Source organism: Corynebacterium sp. HMSC068G04, from assembly GCF_001814885.1.
GTDB classification, from domain to species: Bacteria; Actinomycetota; Actinomycetes; order Mycobacteriales; family Mycobacteriaceae; genus Corynebacterium; species Corynebacterium hiratae.
Window position 1 is genome coordinate 120,072 of record NZ_KV818291.1, and the last position, 18,535, is coordinate 138,606.

Sequence of the window (18,535 nt, forward strand, 5' to 3'; positions counted from 1 at the left end):
GTGAGTCAGATCGATAGGTATGTGTATTTATCGACGGCATCCTAAACCAGACTGGCCTCTGTGTCACACTCGCCCCGCCGTGGGGGCACCAAACCCTGCACTATCCTACCCCCTATTACTCCTCCTTCACCCCTGTGACCTGCTGATTCCAGCTCTATAGCGGGCCGCAAGAATTTCATCACAGTCTGTGCCTACCGCCAGCCCAAAAAGCGCGTCACGCACCGCAAACCGCACGGCACTACCGCTACTGCCCTTTTCATCCCTCGGATCATGCCGCATCATCGCGCGGGTCCACATAGACTGTCGGTATGACCGCCCATGAATCACAGCACCAGGACACGAAACCGAGCCCGCAGCACGAAGGCCACGCCTTCGGCATCGATGTTGGAGGCTCTGGCATCAAGGGTGCCGAGGTCGACCTCGCAACGGGAGAGTTCGTTGGTGACCGCCTCAAGATTGCTACTCCCCAGCCCGCAACGCCGGACGCCGTCGCCAAGGTGATTGCCCAGATCATCGAAGAGAAGAACTGGGACGGTCCCGTCGGCATTACCATGCCAGCGGTGGTAAAGGACCAGGTAATCCGCAGCGCGGCAAACATTGATAAATCCTGGATCGGCACGGATGCACAGGACTTGTTGAGCTCATACCTCGACGTTCCTTTTACCGTGCTTAACGACGCCGACGCGGCCGGCCTCGCCGAGGTGGCTTATGGCGACGAGATTGCGCGCTTCGGCCCCGTCATCTTCCTCACTTTGGGCACTGGTATTGGTTCCGCTTTCCTGCTAGATGGCCAGCTTTTCCCCAATACGGAGATTGGGCACATCATCGTTGGCGAGAAGGAGGCGGAGCACCAAGCTTCTTCAGCCGTCAAGGACCGCGAGGGGCTCAAAACCAAGCAGTGGGCGAAGCGCGTCAACCGCGTACTCCACGAGTATGAGGCCCTGTTTAACCCTTCAGCCTTCGTCATCGGCGGAGGAATTTCCCGCAAGTTTGACAAGTGGGGAGAGCACCTCCGCATTGAAACGCCGGTCGTGGCAGCTCAGCTTCGCAATCGCGCCGGTATAGTAGGCGCAGCCATGGCAGCACAAGAAGGTATTCGCCCATAAGGCAACCGGGGGCCAGCATTTCCGAGTTGACCCCAGTCACCGCCTAGTGCAAGAAATGATCTATACTGGGCTGTCGATTATCCAATATCCAGCGGCGCGCCTCCCCTGCTCATCTCGGAGGCGGGCTAGCATCGGGGACTAGTCGCGACTAACTTGCGCGTCCCCATAGTTTCCACTCAGAGAGCAAGTCGAAAGGGCGTACGTGGCAGCCACTGATTCTTCAGACCAGGTACTCGGCGCGGGCGAGAGCACCTCCGAGGCATCTGCACCTGCACAGAAGACCGCCAAAAAGACGGCAAAAAAGACCGCTAAGAAAACGGCCAAGAAAACCGCGAAAAAGACAGCCAAAAAGACAGCCAAGAAAACGGCTAAAAAGACGGCCAAGAAGGCAACAAAGAAGACCACCCGCAAGTCTGCACAAAAGGCCACAAAAAAGGCGGCCAAGAAGACTGTGCGTAAGTCAGCAGCCACAAAGGCAACGTCGCCTGAAGCTGCCAAGTCTTCCGAGGATCTCGCCGAGGATCAGACCGACGAGTTGGACGCCGACACCACTGACGATGCCGATATCGATTTCGATCCGGACAACGCCGAGATGGATGATGAAGACGAGTTCGGCGACGACGATGATGACCTCGAGGGCGACGACGCTGATGAGGACGAGGACGATGGTTCCTCGGTCTGGGACGAGGATGAGTCCGCAGCCCTGCGCCAAGCCCGCAAGGATGCGGAGCTGACCGCGTCGGCAGACTCTGTCCGCGCCTACCTGAAGCAAATCGGTAAGGTCGCCCTGCTCAATGCCGAGCAAGAGGTCTCCCTCGCCAAGCGAATCGAGGCTGGCCTCTACGCTCAGTACCGCATGGATGAGATGGAAAAGGCCCGTGCCGAAGGCGACAAGGCCGCCAAGCTTTCCCCCATGGAAAAGCGTGACATGCGTGCCATCGCTCGTGATGGCCGCAAGGCGAAGAACCACCTTCTCGAGGCAAACCTGCGTCTCGTGGTGTCCTTGGCCAAGCGCTACACCGGCCGCGGCATGGCCTTCTTGGATCTCATCCAGGAGGGCAACTTGGGTCTCATCCGCGCTGTTGAGAAGTTTGACTACACCAAGGGCTACAAGTTCTCCACGTATGCCACCTGGTGGATCCGTCAGGCTATTACCCGCGCGATGGCAGACCAAGCACGCACCATCCGCATTCCTGTGCACATGGTCGAGGTCATCAACAAGCTGGGCCGCATCCAGCGAGAGCTGCTGCAGGATTTGGGCCGCGAGCCCACGCCGCTGGAGCTGGCGAAGGAAATGGACATCACCGAGGAAAAGGTGCTGGAAATCCAGCAGTACGCTCGTGAACCCATCTCCTTGGACCAGACCATCGGTGATGAGGGTGACTCCCAGCTGGGTGACTTCATTGAGGACTCCGAGGCCGTCATTGCTGTCGACGCGGTCTCCTTCACCTTGCTGCAAGACCAGCTGCAGGACGTGCTCACGACCCTGTCTGAACGTGAGGCGGGCGTGGTTCGTCTGCGCTTCGGCCTCACCGATGGCATGCCGCGCACTTTAGACGAAATCGGCCAAGTCTATGGTGTCACCCGCGAACGTATTCGCCAGATCGAGTCCAAGACCATGTCCAAGCTGCGCCACCCTTCGCGCTCCCAGGTGCTGCGAGACTATCTCGACTAAGCCCGCGGACACGACAGTGGCGGCGAGGAAATCTTTTCCTCGCCGCCACTTTTCTTTCTGTATGTTCCAGGGCTCTGGGTTTCCTAGCAGCTCTAGGGATTGAGTCCCATGACCACCATCATGGCCATGGGAACGAACGGTGCGATACAACTCCAACAGAATCCGATGATCATCCCGGACACTGTGATGCCGGTTCGCCTATGCTCCGGGCTTCGCCCTGATCCGAGGATGAGCGCCACGATCCCCAGCCCCACCGCGCACCATCCGGTAAAGATCGTCAGCATCGACGACAAGAATCCCACTGCACCCCACAAGAGTGTCAGTACGATGATGAAGAGTGGCGGAAGCACCGCCAGCCCCAGTACCCACGGCGCGAGGGGGTTCGGCGTGGAAGGGTGTTCTATCGGAGACGTGTACGACCCCGCAGAGGAGTAAGGGGAAGTATTCGGATAAGCCTGTACGTAATCGGGCTGGTTCATGGATTCCCCGCTTTCAAGAGAACTCAACTAGGACGCTGCCTTTACCTTATTCGAAGGCATTGGAAGCGTCCTTTCATGCGGGGGACGGTGCCCGCACGCCGCACCATTCGGGGCACGCTTCTAACCGTCGAGCCCCAGCTCGATGGCCGTGGCAATCCGGTCGATGACTTCCTTATCGGAGATATCTCCGCTAATGGTCACCGATGCGCCCTGGCAAGCACCGAGCGACATCAGCATCATCGCGGAGTCTGCCTCTACTGCCTCACCGTTATAGGTAAGGACGATATCGCCCTCTGCTTCAGCCGCCATTTCAGCGATCTTGGACGCGGGACGAGCATGTAGTCCTGCTTCATCGGCAATGGTCACAGTCAGCGAGTATCGATGTGGATCTTCCTCTTGGTCTTGCTCGCGCACAGTCCCGGGATCAGCAGGCTGCTGAGGAGTGAAAGCCTCGATAGCTCGTCTAGCGGCGTCAGCAACTGCCCCCAGATCATCGCCTTGCTGGGCGGCGGTTGCCGCAGCGATAGTGGCCTCGACCAGTGGGGCATCAACGAACAGTGCTTGCTCTTCGTCCAGAAACTCCAGAACCGATTCGACGGTCATCGTTGCCGAGCCCAAGTCCGTGAGCACAACAACGCTGAGACCTTGACCTATGGCGTGGCTGATAGCGCCTTCGATGAAGTCATAGGACGTTCCGATACTGCCGTCTTCCAAGCCACCTGCAGGAAGGATGGTGACATCAGCGGCCATCTGGGCGGCGAGCTCAGCCAATCCTTCTGCGAGCTTCGCGGAATGCGAAACGAGAACGAGTCCAACGCGCGGCTGTGCCATGCTCTACGCCCCCTTCCCAGTAGTGTCGGCGGCGTCAGCAGCCGCAGCGAGGAAAAGCGCCGAGGAGGCGGCACCCGGATCCTTGTGCCCGGCAGAACGCTCGCCCAGGTAGGAAGCGCGTCCCTTAGTCGCAACCATCGGGATAGTAGCGTCCGCGCCGGCTGCGGCCGCGTCGGCAGCCGCGCGCAAGACCTCGGCGGGGCTCTGTGCGGCATCGGCGGCGTCGCGGGCAGCGCGCGCCGCTGGCGCCCAAGCATCGACCATGGTCTTCTCCCCTTCCGTTGCTTTGCCGCGGGTCATGATTCCCTCGAGGGCGGCCTCAATAAGCGCAGCCGTCGTAGAAGCATCAATGTCACCGGTGCCGGCGGCCTTCGCCGCACGCAAGAAGGCGGTGCCCAACAATGGGCCGGAGGCTCCGCCGACGGTGGACATGAGAGTCTTCGCGGTTAGTTTGAGTACATCAGCGACCGTTGAGTCATCCGAAGAGATATCCGCAGCAACCTTGTCGACGACGGCGCGGAAACCACGGTCGACGTTTTCTCCATGGTCGCTATCGCCGATGGCACGGTCGAGCTCGATGAGCTCCTCACGGTGTTCACGCGCGGCTTCGGCACAGCTTTTCATCCATTCCTGTGCCCACGCGCTTGAAAGAGTTTCAGAATTCGTCATAGTTAGATTGTTACATTCCTTGGCGTAGTGCGGAGGTGTGGCAGGGAGCGTCGAAAAGCGCGAGGTCCTCGTCGTCCGCTCGCATGACGGTAACAGAGCACCCAGCCATGTCCAGGCTGGTGACGAAGTTACCCACGAGGGAGCGCTCAATGGCGATGCCAGCCTGCTGGAGACGCTGGGCCACGCGGCGGTAGACCACGTACAGCTCAGAGGCCGGGGTGGCGCCCATGCCATTGACGACGACGATGGTGCGCTCCCCCTCGCTCAGCTTAAGATCTGCCAAGACGGGGTCGAGTAGGTGATCAGTAACGTCATCGGCAGAAACCAGTGGAATTTCCTTGCGGCCCGGCTCGCCATGGATACCCACGCCGAGTTCGACTTCGTCTTCCCCAAGGTCGAAGGAGGGCTTGCCCACGTGCGGCACCGTGCAGGCGCTCAGTGCCGCGCCCATGGTCGCGGTATTCTCCACTACCTTCTTAGCCACCGCTGTCACCGCAGCAAGATCATCGCCGCGCTCGGCTGCGGCACCTGCCAGCTTCTCTACCAACAAGGTTCCTGCCACGCCGCGGCGTCCGGCGGTAAACGTAGAATCCTCCACCGCGACATCATCGTCGACGATGACCTGGCTGACCTCAATATCATCGAAGTCAGCCAGCTCGGCTGCCGTATCAAAGTTGAGAACATCGCCGGTATAGTTCTTGACGATGTAAAGAACGCCCGCCCCAGCACTTACCGCTTCGGTGGCTGCTTGGATTGCATCCGGTGTAGGCGACGTAAACATGGCGCCCGGCACCGCCGCGTCCAGCATGCCGTAACCAACGAAACCCGCGTGCAAAGGCTCGTGCCCAGAACCACCACCGGAGACAATAGCCACCTTGCCGTGTTCTTTCTTCTGTGCGCGGGCAACAAACAGCGGTTCCGTGTTGCGAGTCACAATGTCACCGTGGGCTAACGCGAAGCCTTCTACTGATTCGGCTACTACGTTGTCCGGCGAGTTGACGAGCTTTTTCATCATCCATCTCCTTAGGTTGTCTTTGGCCTAGAGCACTCTTCTCACAATGCTGCCGAGCCTACCCTTCGCTGCTGGATGTTTCGCTGAAACCGTTGCGCCAACACCGTGGGCTACGCCCCCTTGCTTAGCCCTGCGCTGCTTTGCGGACCTGCAACGCACCAATAAAACCGAGCCCTAAGAACGCAACTGCGGTCAGCAATGACCAACGCGCTGCATCACTCATACCGTCGCTGAGTGCTCGGACCAACACGGCAGTCTCCTCTCCGAAGGGACTGGCGGCACCCTGCGCACGCAGCCCAGCGATACTCGACCCAGCCGATTGACGCGCTGCTTCCGCTATTCCTTCCGCAGCCGGACCATCGAAGCCAATGGTATTAAGCGCCTTCGGCAGAGACAGCGCTAGCGAGACGGAAAAGACCGAACCGGAAATCGCGGTTCCCAGGGAAGAACCAATTTGACGAACTGTGCTCTGTGTCGCGGAAGCTTGGCCTGAGTTTTCCACGGGGATGTCACGCAAGACGGTTCCGGTTAACTGCGCAGAAGCGAATCCTAGGCCCACTCCATAGATCACAAGCGGCAGCGCGATGAGCCATCCGCTGGTGTCGGGACCGAGAATTAACGCGAGTATAAGAGCTCCGACGACCTCGAGGCTCAGGCCGATGAGTACGGTGCCAGGGGCGCCGAAGCGCCCAGCGACGTGGCGTGCGGCTGCACCTGAAATGAAGGCTCCGACGGCCATCGCCGCGAGCACAAGGCCGGCAGACATTACGCTTAAGCCCAACGCATTAATGAGATATAACGGCAAGACGAAGATGATGGCGAACTCCCCGATGGCTACCGCACCGGCGGTGGTATTTCCCCACGAGAACGTCGGATAGGAAAATAGCCCCAAGTCCAAGAGTGCGGAGCGCTGAACCTTTTCGCGGTGCTTCTCCCAACGGATAAACAAAGTGAATCCGACCGCGGCGATGAGCAGCGCCACCGGCACAGCGGATACCGACGCGGTGGTAGGCCACGTCCACCCGAACACAGTCAGCTCCGCTTGCGGTGTCCACCAGCCAAGGCTGGGCCCCTCGATGACAGCGAAAACAAGGGCCCCAAAGGCAATCGCGCTCAGCTGCGCGCCGTCGACGTCGACTCCAGGGCGAGTCTCTGGGTTGCGGGTTTCCCGGACGGTAAGGACAGCTCCACCGGCCACGAAAAGGCCGATGGGGACGTTGACCAGAAAGATCCAGTGCCAGGACACCCACTGAGTAAGCGCGCCGCCGGCTAAAGGGCCTACGGCAGCAGCGCCTGAGATGACGGCGCCCCACACGCCGAATGCGGCTGCACGATACTTCCCGCGGAATACGGCGTTCACGGTGGACAGGGTGGAGGGCATGATAAAAGCCGCGCCCACTGCCTGCACGGCACGTGCCGAGATGAGAATTCCCGCTGTTTCGGAGAAACCAGCCCACACGCTGCCTGCTACGAATACGGCGAGGCCGAGAAGGAAAGCTCGTTTGCGGCCCCAACTATCCGCGATCTTTCCGGTTGATAGCAACAGCGCGGCAAGCACTACCGCGTAGAGGCTGTTGACCCACTGTGCCTGGGTGATATCCAGGTTGAGGTCCGTGATGATGGCGGGCAATGCCACGCCGACGATAGTGCCATCAAGAACAATGACACTCAGCCCTACCGATAAAACCGCAAGGCTAATCCAGTCACGGCGGGTCGGTGCCACCGTGCTGGATTCTGTTGTAGCCGCGGGCATAGCTAGGCGCTCACAGAAGTTGCGGCGGCAGGGTTAGCGGGCTCGTTCAATGCGCGGCCAAATGCGACGAGGAAGAGTGCCAGACCCACCGTGATGAAGATGTGTCCGAGGCCGGCGATTCCGGCGATCATCGCGGTAGATTCCTCACCGAGCACGGTGAGGCTGCCGTGCCAAATGAGCATCGCAACGGTAACCACCACGCCAGCGTTGTAGAACCAGAAGAAGGAATTGAACAGCTTCTTGTTATGGGACACGGCGAAGACCTTGTCTACCACAAGGAAGATGAGGAACATCATGAATCCCAGCGCTAAAAGGTGGGTATGGGCCACGCCCAGCTGGGTGAACTGCCCCTCCGGGAAATCATTCGCGCGCGTGAACTCGCGGTAGAACACGCCGGCGCTCAACCCCATGACAAGGTAGAAGATGGCTGCTCTATAGAGGGACTGCATTGTGTGTTCCTTCCTAGCCACGCTGCTGTGGCGATTGCGTCGAGGATGGTGATTGGCCTTTAGACCATCTGCTATCCATCCTGCTTCGCGCTCACAGCGTTTCCATCGCGTAGCCGGTTGAGTTTCTCATCAACCAACTAGTTGATAGCGTGGCCGCGCCGGCTACCACTTGCGCAGGTAATCGATGCGCTCCCGCAGCTGCTCGGCGTCGCACAACGCAGTCGGCGGGCCACCGCAGGCCTTGCGCGCTTCGGTGTGGATGGCTCCATGCGGGCGCCCGGTGCGTTGGGCGGTAATAGACACCACCGTGTTGAGTTCTTTGCGCAGCGCGGAAATCTCATCCACCACACCTGGCTGGGAACCAGCACCGCTTGCCGACGCCTCTGCCCCACGCTTGGGTGCATGTGGGGTGCCGTAGAGCTTGCGGCGTTGTTCCTCTGCTGCTTCCGCAGCCCGGCGCGCCTTCTCTTCTGCCTCGCGGCGGTCCAACTCTTCGGACTGCTTTTTGCGCAAAAGGTCCTTGACCTGGTCGGCGTCGAGAAGCCCGGGAATTCCAAGGAAGTCTTCCTCTTCGTCCGTGATATTGCCCGTCGTGAACTGCGAGCCGTTATAAAGCAGCCCGGAAAACTCTGCCTCCGCGCCTAAGGATTCATAGGAAGGCTCGAGCATGTCCGGTTCGGACTTCTTCTTATTGGCGTCCTCGAGCAGCTCATCGTCCCAGCCATCCTTGTCGGGGTTTTTCTCCCCTCCCAGGACGTGGTCGCGCTGCTTTTCCATATTCTCGGCAAGGCCCAAGAGCACCGGCACGGAGGGCAGGAAGACGGAGGCCGTCTCGCCGGGCATGCGGGAGCGCACGAAACGCCCGATGGCCTGAGCGAAAAACAGCGGGGTCGAGGCAGAGGTGGCGTACACGCCTACGGCGAGGCGGGGAACGTCGACGCCCTCCGACACCATGCGCACGGCCACCATCCATTCGTCGGTGGATTCGGAGAACTCCGCAATGCGCGCGGAGGAGCCTGGATCATCGGAGAGGATGACGGAGACGGGAGTATTGGAGATCTGCTTGAGGATCTTGGCGTAGGCGCGCGCGGTTGTCGTGTCGGTAGCAAGTACCAGACCGCCGGCATCCGGCATGTTGCGGCGCATCTGCATCAGCCGCGTGTGCGCCGCCTGCAAGACGGTGGGGATCCACTCGCCTTTCGGGTCGAGGGCCGTGCGCCAGGCGCGGGCGGTCTGCTCCGGATTGAGAATATCGCCGAGCCGGGCCGCATGTTCCTCACCGGCGCTATCGCGCCAGCGGGATTCGCCGGAGTAGCTGAGGAAGACGACGGGGCGCACGACACCGTCGGCAAGCGCATCGCCATAGCCGTACGTGTGATCAGAGCGGGATACGAGGTGACCTTCCCCGTCCTCCTCGTAGCGCACGAAGGGGATCTGCGAGTCATCGGAGCGGAAGGGCGTACCAGTCAGCGCGAGGCGGTGCTCCGCATCATCATAGGCTTCCCGCACGCCATCGCCCCAGCTCTTGGCATCACCGGCGTGGTGGATCTCATCGAGGATCACCAGGGTGCGCCGCGCTGAGGCGACCGCACGGTGCTTGTACGGGTGCATCCCCACCTGCGCATAGGTCACCACGACACCGTCCATCGCGGGGTTGACTCCCGAGGAGTTTGTGAACTTGGGGTCGAGAGCTAGCCCTACGCGGGAGGCGGATTCCGACCACTGCACTTTGAGGTGCTCGGTGGGCACCACCACGATGACGCGCTCTACGGTGCGGTCCGCCATGAGCTCTGTGGCCACCCGCAGGGCGAAGGTGGTCTTACCTGCACCTGGCGTTGCCACCGCCATGAAATCCTTTGGCTTGGTGGCTAGGAACTTATCCAAAGCCGCGCGTTGCCACACGCGCAGCGAACCATTATTGGCAAATCTCTGTGCTGGAGTCTGAGTAGACACGGTCAGCGACTTTCCCCCTCTAGTTATCCCAACATCCCGCTCTTGTGAAGTTTTTCGTACGTTTTCGCTTTACGCCGACGCAGGTTGAGCGTCGACGTCGGACTTAACGGCGGCGCAAGCTCTTATATATGCGCTCGCAGTCTGGGCACACGGGTGAGCCGGGCTTCGCTTGCTTGGTCACCGGGAAGGTCTCTCCACACAGGGCAACGACGTACTTGCCGTTGACCGCGGAATCGAGGATCTGGTTCTTCTTCACATAGTGGAAGAACTTCGGGGTGTCGTCGTTGGTCGACGTATCCTCGCGGACATCAGGGCGTTCAATAGTCTTAGTCGTCGTACTCACGCCCCCTATCATGCCGCATCGGTATCGAAGTTGGCGAGTCCTGCAGCTACGCTTGTAGGCATGACCCCTTCGAACTCGCGCGATAACGCCCGCCATACCCCACGTTCGGGGCAGCGGCGCGGACGCCGATTCGGGCGCGAAACGCACCTCATCACGACTGCCAAGCTCGCCCCGGGTCAAGACCGGTATCGCCGCGAGATCATTTACTCCATACTGCAGTTTTTACGCGTTCCATCCCTCCTGATAGCCGGGGCCATGGTTTATGTTTGGCAGTGGTGGATCCCCGCTGCACTCGTCGTGGCCGTCACCTTCCCCCTCCCCTGGATCGCCGTGGTCATTGGCAATGGCCGGGGTCAAAAGAAAGACAAGCGCGAGAAGGCTGTTTATAAGCCCGCTATGGCTCGGCAAATGGCGCAGGCCCAGCGCGAGCAACTGACAAGCCGGTCCCATGGAGCGCTTCCCGGCGCGCCATCATCACACGACGATTCGGCGAAGCACAACACCATCGACCACGAAGACTAGACGTTAACCGTTTACCGTTTCCCTCCCGAAGCAATGTAAGGACACTTTTGTGAGCACACAACAGCCTTCTCCTTTTGGCCCGGAGATGAACCCAGAGCACCCCGTCGCGGATGTCGCGGCCGACCTCGCCCGTGTCTTTGCTGACGCGGGATTCACCGCGGACGGCATCGCGGGACACTTAGGGCCGGAGTACACCGAGGCCCTACATCGCGGGGAGCCCGAGGCCGTGGCGCTGGGTGCTAGCGGCGACTCCCGTCTCGACCACCTCATCCGCATCTTTGTGTTGCACGAGCACGTGCCGGCCACGCTGCTTTCCGACGTCCTCGGTGCCCGCCTAGCCACCCAATTGCTTGACAGCGGTGTCGCGCTTACCGACGATCACGGCACTGTCTACGTGGCATACGACATTCGGCCGCACGTCATCGTGGGCAAGAATCGCGTGGTGTTTTCCGATGTTGATGCTTCCCTCGTGGACCACGTTCCTGGTCCCGAGCACGTCTTGGGTGTCGGCTCTGCCAGCCTTTCCCTACTTCATTCGACTCCCACTACTCCGGTGTCATCGGTGCTGGATCTGGGCACAGGCTCTGGCGTGCAGGTCCTGGGGCAGCTGGATTCTGCAGAGCGCATCGTCGCTACTGATGTCCATGAGCGAGCCCTCGAGCTCGCCCGCGCTACCGTTGCTGCAGCGGACGCAAAGGAACGGGTCGAACTGCGCCAGGGTTCGTGGTTCGAGCCGGTACAACACGAGCGCTTCGACCGCATCGTGGCCAATCCTCCATTCGTGGTGGGTCTTCCTGAGGTCGGCCATGTGTACCGAGATTCCGGCCTCAACCTCGATGGCGCTAGTGAGCTCGTGGTGTCCCAGGCTGTGGAACACCTCACCCCTGGAGGAACCGCGCATGTGCTCGCCGCGTGGGTTCATCAAGGCGAGGAGTCCTGGCAACAGCGGGTTGCCTCATGGTTGCCGGACACCGGCGTAGCCGCATGGATCATTCAACGCGACGTGGCAGATCCTGCCCTGTATGTGTCCACCTGGTTAAGCGATGAGTCCGTGGATGTTCGCAGCCCTGCAGGAAGGGAGCGTTCGCGCCGTTGGCTCGAACACTTCCGCGACCATGAGGTCACCGGCATTGGGTTTGGTTTCGTAGCCATCCAGCGGATTGGGGACGACGAGCCCTCGGACATTCTGGCGGAGACAATGTCACAGCCGGTCATCGATCCGCTCGGGCCCGAGGTGGAAGAATACTTTGCGCGCGTCGAGTGGCTGCGCGCTTTGGTGCCGGGTGAGCTGGAGACCAAGCACGTTCAGCTGCGCCCCAGTGTTGCTCGGGAGGACGTGGCCCTGCCAGATGCTGAGCTTGGCATGGGCTTTGAGCGCGCAGCGCTCCGATTGAGCCGGACCGACGGTCCGCGCTGGCAGCATGATGTCGACGAGCACCTCGCGGCTATCGTCGCTGGGCTCAATCCGCATGGGTTGAGCATCGGCGAAACCATCGAGCTTTACGCCGCCGCACAAGGCTTTGATGAGACCGCACTGGTGAGTGCTGCGCTTCCTGCCATCGTGGATCTCATCCGCCATGGTCTGCTGATCCCCACGGAGCTGCTAGCTTTTAGCAACACCGAGTAGACCAAGTAGTTCGCGTTAGCTGTATCCCCAGGAGCCTCCTTGCGTACTGAAAACTTCTCCACAAGAAAGGTTGTGTATCCCCGTCCATGCGTGCTGTTCTCACCCGCGTTTCTGAAGCTTCCGTTACGGTAGAAGGCGACGTTGTCGGTTCCATCAGCTGTCCCGACACCGGCGGCATTCTAGCGCTCATTGGTGTATCTCGTGAAGATGTCACAGCAGGCGCCGAAGCTGGTCCTGCCGACGGGCGATCCTTGGAGGAGCGGATGGACACGATGGCACGCAAGATCGCCGAGCTGCGCATTCTCGAGGGCGAAACCAGCGTGGTTGACAGTGGAGCTCCAGTGCTAGTGGTAAGCCAGTTCACTCTCTACGGGCGAACGGCGAAGGGCCGCCGGCCATCGTGGTCAGATGCCGCACCCGGAGACGCGGCGGAACCGGTGATCCAAGGGGTTGTCGCTCGCCTGCGGGAGTGCGGGATCACCGTGGAGGAAGGTCGCTTCGGAGCCATGATGCAGGTCGCCTCCGTCAATGAGGGGCCGTTTACCGTGCTCGTTGAGGTGTAGCCTCGGCGCGCCTCCCCCAAAATGGCCTAAAACCCACCTCGCAGACCGGGATGCGTGAACATTTTTCAAACCGTGGGAACTATCTGCGCCGAAGGTCCGTTGTAGGAGATGAACCAAGCCGCAACTTAGGAGGCATGAGATGGCCACATCATCCGCTGCTAGCGTCCAGGACGAGGACGGACAGGAAGTTGACCGCGGCTCACGCCGTAACCAGACTAATGACAATCCCTCCGCGGACTTGGTCCGCGTTTACCTCAACGGAATCGGCAAGACTGCGCTGTTGAGCGCCGAAGACGAAGTTGAGCTCGCACAGGCAATCGAGGTGGGCCTGTACGCCGAGTACAAGCTCGCCAATGCCGAGAAGCTGACCCGCGCCGAGAAGCGCGACCTCAAGATTCTCGCCCGCGAAGGCAAGAAGGCACGCTCCCACCTCCTCGAGGCCAACCTGCGCCTCGTGGTCTCCCTGGCTAAGCGTTATACAGGCCGCGGCATGCCGCTGCTGGACCTCATCCAGGAAGGAAACTTGGGCCTGATTCGTGCGATGGAGAAGTTTGACTATGCCAAGGGATTCAAGTTCTCTACGTACGCCACGTGGTGGATCCGCCAGGCCATTACCCGCGGCATGGCTGACCAGTCCCGCACCATCCGCCTCCCAGTGCACCTCGTAGAGCAGGTCAATAAGCTTTCCCGCATCAAGCGCGAGATGTATCAGTCCTTGGGCCGCGAGGCTACGAATGAGGAGCTGGCCGAAGAATCCGGCATCGAAGAGTCCAAGATCGAAATGCTGCTGCGTCAGTCCCGCGATCCTGTCTCCCTGGATATGCCGGTGGGCACCGATGAAGAAGCACCGTTGGGTGACTTCATTGAGGATGCCGAGGCAACCGATGCGGAGACCGCCGTGGTGGCATCCATGCGCCACTCTGATATCCGCTCCGTCATCGGCTCCCTCGAGGAGCGTGAGCAGGATGTCATCCGCCTGCGCTATGGCTTGGACGACGGTGTTCCGCGCACCCTCGATCAGATTGGACGCAAGTTCGGTCTCTCCCGCGAGCGTGTTCGCCAGATTGAGCGCGAGGTCATGGCCAAGCTGCGGGAGGGCAACCGCGCCGATCGTCTCCGCGAATACGCGCTTTAAGTTCTGTTTCATAGCTTGGCGCTAGCCATCGAGGTTCATCCCTCCTGCCCACCTAAATTGTTGGCTGGGCTCGGGGAGGTCGATGCTCGGTGGCTTTCGTCATTTCTCGAGGGCCGTGAATCTCTTTGTCCATATCTTCCTATTCACCCCGCGCAGCGTGCAGCGCTGCGTGCGCTAAGCCCTGAAAAAATACGCTATTGTTTAAGATATTCTCTTAATACACTCCTATTACCGCGCCTAAACCTATGTGGCTACGGACCGCCGACAACGCAGAAAGGTAAGCCCACGTGAGGGATCTAGTTGACACCACGGAAATGTATCTGCGAACCATTTATGAGCTCGAAGAGGAAGGAATTACCCCACTGCGTGCTCGCATTGCAGAGCGCCTAGAGCAATCTGGGCCGACTGTGTCCCAGACTGTGGCTCGCATGGAGCGCGATGGCCTGCTCCACGTGCGCACGGACCGCAGCCTCGACCTCACCCAGCAAGGTCGCGAACTGGCCACCAATGTCATGCGCAAGCACCGCCTCGCTGAGCGCTTGCTCACGGACGTCCTGGGCCTCGATATTCACAAGGTTCATGATGAGGCCTGCCGTTGGGAGCACGTCATGAGCGAAGAGGTAGAGAAGCGAGTCATAGCCGTTCTTGAGGATTCTTCCCGCTCCCCCTTCGGCAACCCCATCCCAGGTTTGGCGCAGCTTGGCATGACCCCCGCGGAACTCGACCTGGGGACTCGCGCCATCGATCTTCCCACCGGGCAAAAGACTGCAGCCACCATCGTCCAGATCAACGAGGTTTTGCAGGCGGATAACTCGACTTTCCACGAGCTTTACTCGTGCGGTATTCAGGTTGGTTCGAAGGTTACCGTGGTCAATGAAAGCGGAACGATTACGCTGACCACGGAGTCGGGCCACACCGTCGAGCTTGTCGACGACCTCGCGCACGCTATCCGAGTCAAGGAGGACTAAGGCGATGAAGCTACTTGTTACTGGCGGTGCCGGCTATGTCGGCAGCGTGTGCGCGGCCGTCCTCGTGGAGAAGGGGCACGACGTCACCATCATCGATAACTTTTCCACCGGCAACCGCGAAGCTATCCCAGAGCAGGCCCGCCTCGTCGAGGGTGACGTGGCCGATGTCGCTCGTGAAGTGCTATCTGAAGGAGGCTTCGACGGCGTTGTGCATTTTGCCGCTCGCTCCCTCGTTGGCGAATCCGTTGAGGCTCCAGCTGACTATTGGCAGCACAATGTCGTCACGACGCTGCAGTTGCTCAACGCCATGCGCGAATTCGGCGTCACCAACCTTGTGTTTTCTTCGACCGCGGCAACGTACGGCGAGCCTGCACAGGTTCCGATCACAGAGACGATGCCTACGAAGCCGACGAATCCTTATGGCGCATCCAAGCTCGCAATCGACTACATGATCACCTCATATGCCCAGGCCTACGGCTTGGGGGCGACGTCGTTGCGCTACTTTAACGTCGCCGGTGCCTACGGCAGCATTGGCGAGAACCGCGAGGTGGAAACCCACCTCATTCCGCTTGTATTGCAGGTAGCACTTGGCCATCGCGACAAGATCTTCATTTTCGGCGATGACTACGACACTGCCGACGGCACCGCCGTCCGCGATTACATCCACATCCGTGACCTGGCCGACGCTCATGTGCTCGCGCTTGAAAGCAACGCTGCGGGTACACACCGCATCTATAACCTCGGCTCCGGAGACGGTTACTCTGTCAAGCAGGTCATTGAGGCCTGCCGCGAAGTCACCGGACACCCCATCCCCGCTGAGCTGGCGCCCCGCCGCGCAGGAGATCCCGCAACCCTCGTGGCCTCCTCGGACAAGATTAAGTCCGAGCTCGGATGGGATCCGAGCCGCACCGACTTGACCACCATCGTGACGGATGCGTGGAACTTTACCCGGCAGCTCGGCGAGCGGGCTCATTCCGCGCGGCGTTAGTGCTGCCCTCCCCAGCCGTATCCCCTACCGCGTTGTCGAAGGCCTTACGCGCCCCTGCGTGGATCGAAGCACGTATCTTTTCATGCAGCCCGTGGCGATAGGCCTGGCACAACAGCGAGCCTAGGCGATGGCTGGGGAACTCTTCCGTGACGAGCTGCAGTGCCGGTCCAGCCAGGATGTCCCACTCCTGTTCCATGTGTGCCAGGGCAAACAGGGTCAGAGCATTCGCCCGTAATTCTTCGCCGAATGTGCGCGCTGCTGCTAGGAGAAGGTACGCACCGGTTTCGCCAGCCTCCGCGCAGATGCCCACCACGAGGTCGCGCGTCCAGGTCGTCGACAGCCACACGGCGCATGATGCCAACAGCTCTACATCTTCTTCGGCTTCCTCCACAGACGCCACCTGGTGAAGCGCCCACTGAGCATCATCCACAAAGTGCTCAAGGAGTTCCTTGCGCTTCTTCCCTTTCGCCGCGGCCACCTGGGCGCGAAACTGAGTCGCGGTATCGCGTGCTTGCCGGCTCAGGGCTTCGGCTTCGGCAGAATCGAGGTGTGGGTTTCCCGGCGCGAAAATGGCAAAGAATTCTTCCCTATTGAGCTCTGGAACAACATTGTGATTGACGCAGGAGCGCATCGAGGAGGCGTCGGTAAGCGCCGGTATAGTGCCTTCTACCCACTTTTTCATCGGCCCGCTCCCATCTGCGTTGACGGTTCCGTGCAACAGAACGTAGGGCTCATGTTTGGTGATTTCCTTGGCGTACCAGGCCGCGTCAATCTCCAACCCGTCACAGGAACGATCCAGGCCGTAGAGCCAGTGGGTCACCTCCCGTAATTCAGTAAGCGGGCGCTGCGAAATGAGGAAGGCGAAGACGCCTTCGCGGGCATTCTCTGCCAGCATCGCCGCGATGTCTGGCAGGGCTCCGGCGGCATCGGGGATATCGACGCGGGCGAGCGGACCCATGGCCGGGCCGCGCGGGGTGGTGTCAATGGCCATGAATACCACCGATTCGGTGGGATAGAAGCCAAGGAGTCCGGGGATGTTAGCAAGGAGATGACCAGGTGTCGTAATCGGTGGGGTGTTATCTGTGTGCGTTGAGAATGTGCTCATACTTGTACCCTGAACCAGGGCTGCCACAGGACGCTAGGGGGATCACGCCACACACGGAGAATCTGTGGATAACTAGTCCGGACTGGTCTGCAATCCGAGGGAAAGAGCCAAGTTATTCACACCCACCAACTCGACATGCTGGCACAACGGATGGCCATGTGGCATGCTTGAACGATCATCACCAGTGCCCATGATCAATCCCAGCTCGGCTTGGCAAGGAACGCACAATCGCAGCTGGGAATAGGTAGTAGCCCTACAGCGTTGCAAGGCACAGAACGCTGATTAGGTCCGTACGCTTCTAAAGAAGCGCACGGATAGAAGGAGGAGTCACAATCATGCAGGAAGAACAGGGCCGCATGTATGAGCTGGAGTATCCCGCACCAGTGGTCAAGGACGATTCCGCCCCAGGCAATGGCCCTACGATGATCGTGGCCATGAATGGCTATGCCGATGCGGGCCAGGCCGTCGAAGCCAGTGCTGATCACCTCAAAGCCGCGTTGGAGAACCGCCAGCTGGCTTCGTTTAATAATGACGAGCTTATTGACTACCGCTCTCGCCGCCCCGCCGTCACCATTGACCACGATCGCACGGTAGAAATTGAGAACACCGATCTGGGCATCAAGGTGCTCCGGGATAACTCCGGCACACCTTTCCTGCTGCTTTCTGGACCGGAACCGGACTTGCGCTGGGAGGCATTTACGGACGCGGTGGTGAACTTGGTGGAAAAGTTCGATATCAAGAACACCATCATGCTGTACTCGGCCCCTATGCCGGTGCCGCACACCCGCCCCACCGTGGTCACGGCGCACGGCAATGAGCCGGAGCTCCTTAACTCCATGGTGCGCATGGAATCCACCATGATGGTCCCGGGCGCCGCCGCCCTGTATATTGAGCGAGCCTTGGATAAGAAGGGCCGCCGCGTTGCTGGATACACCGCTCATGTTCCGCACTACCTTGCGGCGTCTCCTTACCCGGCCGCCACGCTACGGCTGTTGGATTCGGTCGCCTCGGCGGTTGACCTCAACATTCCGCTGGGCAGCCTGGAAGCGGACGTTGCTCGCATCAACCAGCAGTTGGAGGAGCAGGTTACCGATTCTGAGGAGATCGCTGGCGTCGTACGTCAGCTAGAAGAGCAGTACGATGCCTACATGGAGCGCTACCGCTCCCGCCACCCGCAGGCCATCATGCCAGGTGAGGAGCACATGCCCACTGGCGAGGAGATCGGTGCGGACTTTGAGGCCTTTCTTGCTGGCCTCGATGACAGCTCGGACATCCTGTCCGAAGATATCGATGACCGCGAAGACAACTACGGCCGCGATGAAGGCCCCGGCTTAGACATGGATGACGACGTCTAAGC

At 60.2% G+C, this 18,535-nt stretch carries 18 protein-coding genes; 10 read left to right on the forward strand and 8 right to left on the reverse strand.

Going from position 1 to position 18,535, the window contains the following annotated elements; all coding sequences use genetic code 11:
- Positions 1-308: 308 nt before the first annotated feature.
- The 3 genes from ppgK to HMPREF2993_RS00800 all read left to right on the forward strand — a co-directional run bounded on the left by ppgK (position 309) and on the right by HMPREF2993_RS00800 (position 3,216).
- Positions 309-1,106: a polyphosphate--glucose phosphotransferase gene (gene ppgK / locus HMPREF2993_RS00790; RefSeq protein WP_070700447.1), complete on the forward strand. Its 798-nt coding sequence runs from the start codon at positions 309-311 to the stop codon at positions 1,104-1,106.
- Between the two features lie 202 nt (positions 1,107-1,308).
- Positions 1,309-2,781, forward strand: a complete 1,473-nt coding sequence (locus HMPREF2993_RS00795) for an RNA polymerase sigma factor (protein ID WP_070513148.1) — start codon at positions 1,309-1,311, stop codon at positions 2,779-2,781.
- 108 nt (positions 2,782-2,889) lie between these two features.
- Positions 2,890-3,216, forward strand: a complete 327-nt coding sequence (locus tag HMPREF2993_RS00800) for a hypothetical protein (RefSeq protein WP_070679687.1) — start codon at positions 2,890-2,892, stop codon at positions 3,214-3,216.
- 164 nt (positions 3,217-3,380) lie between these two features.
- On the opposite strand, the gene dhaM is transcribed toward HMPREF2993_RS00800, so the two are convergent.
- The 7 genes from dhaM to HMPREF2993_RS00835 all read right to left on the reverse strand — a co-directional run bounded on the left by dhaM (position 3,381) and on the right by HMPREF2993_RS00835 (position 10,282).
- Positions 3,381-4,091 carry a dihydroxyacetone kinase phosphoryl donor subunit DhaM gene (gene dhaM, locus HMPREF2993_RS00805; protein ID WP_070679684.1) on the reverse strand — a complete coding sequence of 237 codons (711 nt, stop codon included), beginning with the start codon at positions 4,089-4,091 and terminating at the stop codon, positions 3,381-3,383.
- A gap of 3 nt (positions 4,092-4,094) precedes the next feature.
- On the reverse strand, positions 4,095-4,760 hold the full coding sequence (gene dhaL / locus HMPREF2993_RS00810; RefSeq protein ID WP_070513139.1) for a dihydroxyacetone kinase subunit DhaL: 666 nt from the start codon (positions 4,758-4,760) through the stop codon (positions 4,095-4,097).
- 10 nt (positions 4,761-4,770) lie between these two features.
- Positions 4,771-5,772: a dihydroxyacetone kinase subunit DhaK gene (dhaK, locus tag HMPREF2993_RS00815; RefSeq protein ID WP_070513136.1), complete on the reverse strand. Its 1,002-nt coding sequence runs from the start codon at positions 5,770-5,772 to the stop codon at positions 4,771-4,773.
- A gap of 124 nt (positions 5,773-5,896) precedes the next feature.
- Positions 5,897-7,525, reverse strand: coding sequence for an MFS transporter (locus HMPREF2993_RS00820; protein ID WP_070700450.1), 1,629 nt, complete (start codon positions 7,523-7,525; stop codon positions 5,897-5,899).
- Positions 7,526-7,527: 2 nt separating this feature from the next.
- Complete coding sequence (locus HMPREF2993_RS00825) at positions 7,528-7,974, reverse strand: DUF2871 domain-containing protein (protein WP_070700453.1); 447 nt, start codon at positions 7,972-7,974, stop codon at positions 7,528-7,530.
- A gap of 162 nt (positions 7,975-8,136) precedes the next feature.
- Positions 8,137-9,927, reverse strand: coding sequence for a DEAD/DEAH box helicase (locus HMPREF2993_RS00830; protein ID WP_070700456.1), 1,791 nt, complete (start codon positions 9,925-9,927; stop codon positions 8,137-8,139).
- 103 nt (positions 9,928-10,030) lie between these two features.
- Entirely contained in the window at positions 10,031-10,282 is a 252-nt protein-coding gene (locus HMPREF2993_RS00835) for a DUF3039 domain-containing protein (protein ID WP_046648196.1), read from the reverse strand.
- 48 nt (positions 10,283-10,330) lie between these two features.
- On the opposite strand from HMPREF2993_RS00835, the gene HMPREF2993_RS00840 reads away from it, so the two are divergent.
- From HMPREF2993_RS00840 to galE, 6 genes are all read left to right on the forward strand, one after another.
- The gene (locus HMPREF2993_RS00840; RefSeq protein ID WP_118779511.1) at positions 10,331-10,792 is read left to right on the forward strand and encodes a DUF3099 domain-containing protein; all 462 of its coding nucleotides are present in this window, start codon (positions 10,331-10,333) and stop codon (positions 10,790-10,792) included.
- Positions 10,793-10,877: 85 nt separating this feature from the next.
- Entirely contained in the window at positions 10,878-12,419 is a 1,542-nt protein-coding gene (locus tag HMPREF2993_RS00845; RefSeq protein ID WP_210401536.1) for a DUF7782 domain-containing protein, read from the forward strand.
- 86 nt (positions 12,420-12,505) lie between these two features.
- Positions 12,506-12,982, forward strand: coding sequence for a D-aminoacyl-tRNA deacylase (dtd, locus tag HMPREF2993_RS00850; RefSeq protein ID WP_070700464.1), 477 nt, complete (start codon positions 12,506-12,508; stop codon positions 12,980-12,982).
- A 139-nt stretch (positions 12,983-13,121) separates the two neighbouring features.
- Positions 13,122-14,117: a sigma-70 family RNA polymerase sigma factor gene (locus HMPREF2993_RS00855; protein WP_046648202.1), complete on the forward strand. Its 996-nt coding sequence runs from the start codon at positions 13,122-13,124 to the stop codon at positions 14,115-14,117.
- A gap of 287 nt (positions 14,118-14,404) precedes the next feature.
- Positions 14,405-15,085, forward strand: coding sequence for a metal-dependent transcriptional regulator (locus tag HMPREF2993_RS00860; RefSeq protein WP_046648203.1), 681 nt, complete (start codon positions 14,405-14,407; stop codon positions 15,083-15,085).
- A 4-nt stretch (positions 15,086-15,089) separates the two neighbouring features.
- Complete coding sequence (gene galE / locus HMPREF2993_RS00865) at positions 15,090-16,073, forward strand: UDP-glucose 4-epimerase GalE (protein ID WP_046648205.1); 984 nt, start codon at positions 15,090-15,092, stop codon at positions 16,071-16,073.
- On the opposite strand, the gene HMPREF2993_RS00870 is transcribed toward galE, so the two are convergent.
- Entirely contained in the window at positions 16,030-17,178 is a 1,149-nt protein-coding gene (locus tag HMPREF2993_RS00870; protein WP_046648207.1) for a DUF4192 domain-containing protein, read from the reverse strand. The two genes, galE and HMPREF2993_RS00870, sit on opposite strands and share 44 nt — an antisense overlap.
- A 335-nt stretch (positions 17,179-17,513) precedes the next feature.
- Between HMPREF2993_RS00870 and HMPREF2993_RS00875 the strand changes: the two genes are divergently transcribed.
- Positions 17,514-18,533 (forward strand): PAC2 family protein, encoded by a 1,020-nt coding sequence (locus tag HMPREF2993_RS00875; protein WP_070513116.1) that lies wholly within the window; start codon positions 17,514-17,516, stop codon positions 18,531-18,533.
- Positions 18,534-18,535 lie beyond the last annotated feature (2 nt).

Coding starts and splice junctions, on each gene's coding strand:
- ppgK (WP_070700447.1), top strand. CDS start 309: ATGACCGCCCATGAATCACAGCACCAGGACACGAAACCGAGCCCGCAG.
- HMPREF2993_RS00800 (WP_070679687.1), top strand. CDS start 2,890: ATGACCACCATCATGGCCATGGGAACGAACGGTGCGATACAACTCCAA.
- dhaM (WP_070679684.1), bottom strand. CDS start 4,091: ATGGCACAGCCGCGCGTTGGACTCGTTCTCGTTTCGCATTCCGCGAAG.
- dhaL (WP_070513139.1), bottom strand. CDS start 4,760: ATGACGAATTCTGAAACTCTTTCAAGCGCGTGGGCACAGGAATGGATG.
- dhaK (WP_070513136.1), bottom strand. CDS start 5,772: ATGAAAAAGCTCGTCAACTCGCCGGACAACGTAGTAGCCGAATCAGTA.
- HMPREF2993_RS00820 (WP_070700450.1), bottom strand. CDS start 7,525: ATGCCCGCGGCTACAACAGAATCCAGCACGGTGGCACCGACCCGCCGT.
- HMPREF2993_RS00825 (WP_070700453.1), bottom strand. CDS start 7,974: ATGCAGTCCCTCTATAGAGCAGCCATCTTCTACCTTGTCATGGGGTTG.
- HMPREF2993_RS00835 (WP_046648196.1), bottom strand. CDS start 10,282: ATGATAGGGGGCGTGAGTACGACGACTAAGACTATTGAACGCCCTGAT.
- HMPREF2993_RS00840 (WP_118779511.1), top strand. CDS start 10,331: ATGACCCCTTCGAACTCGCGCGATAACGCCCGCCATACCCCACGTTCG.
- HMPREF2993_RS00845 (WP_210401536.1), top strand. CDS start 10,878: ATGAACCCAGAGCACCCCGTCGCGGATGTCGCGGCCGACCTCGCCCGT.
- dtd (WP_070700464.1), top strand. CDS start 12,506: ATGCGTGCTGTTCTCACCCGCGTTTCTGAAGCTTCCGTTACGGTAGAA.
- HMPREF2993_RS00855 (WP_046648202.1), top strand. CDS start 13,122: ATGGCCACATCATCCGCTGCTAGCGTCCAGGACGAGGACGGACAGGAA.
- galE (WP_046648205.1), top strand. CDS start 15,090: ATGAAGCTACTTGTTACTGGCGGTGCCGGCTATGTCGGCAGCGTGTGC.
- HMPREF2993_RS00870 (WP_046648207.1), bottom strand. CDS start 17,178: ATGAGCACATTCTCAACGCACACAGATAACACCCCACCGATTACGACA.
- HMPREF2993_RS00875 (WP_070513116.1), top strand. CDS start 17,514: ATGCAGGAAGAACAGGGCCGCATGTATGAGCTGGAGTATCCCGCACCA.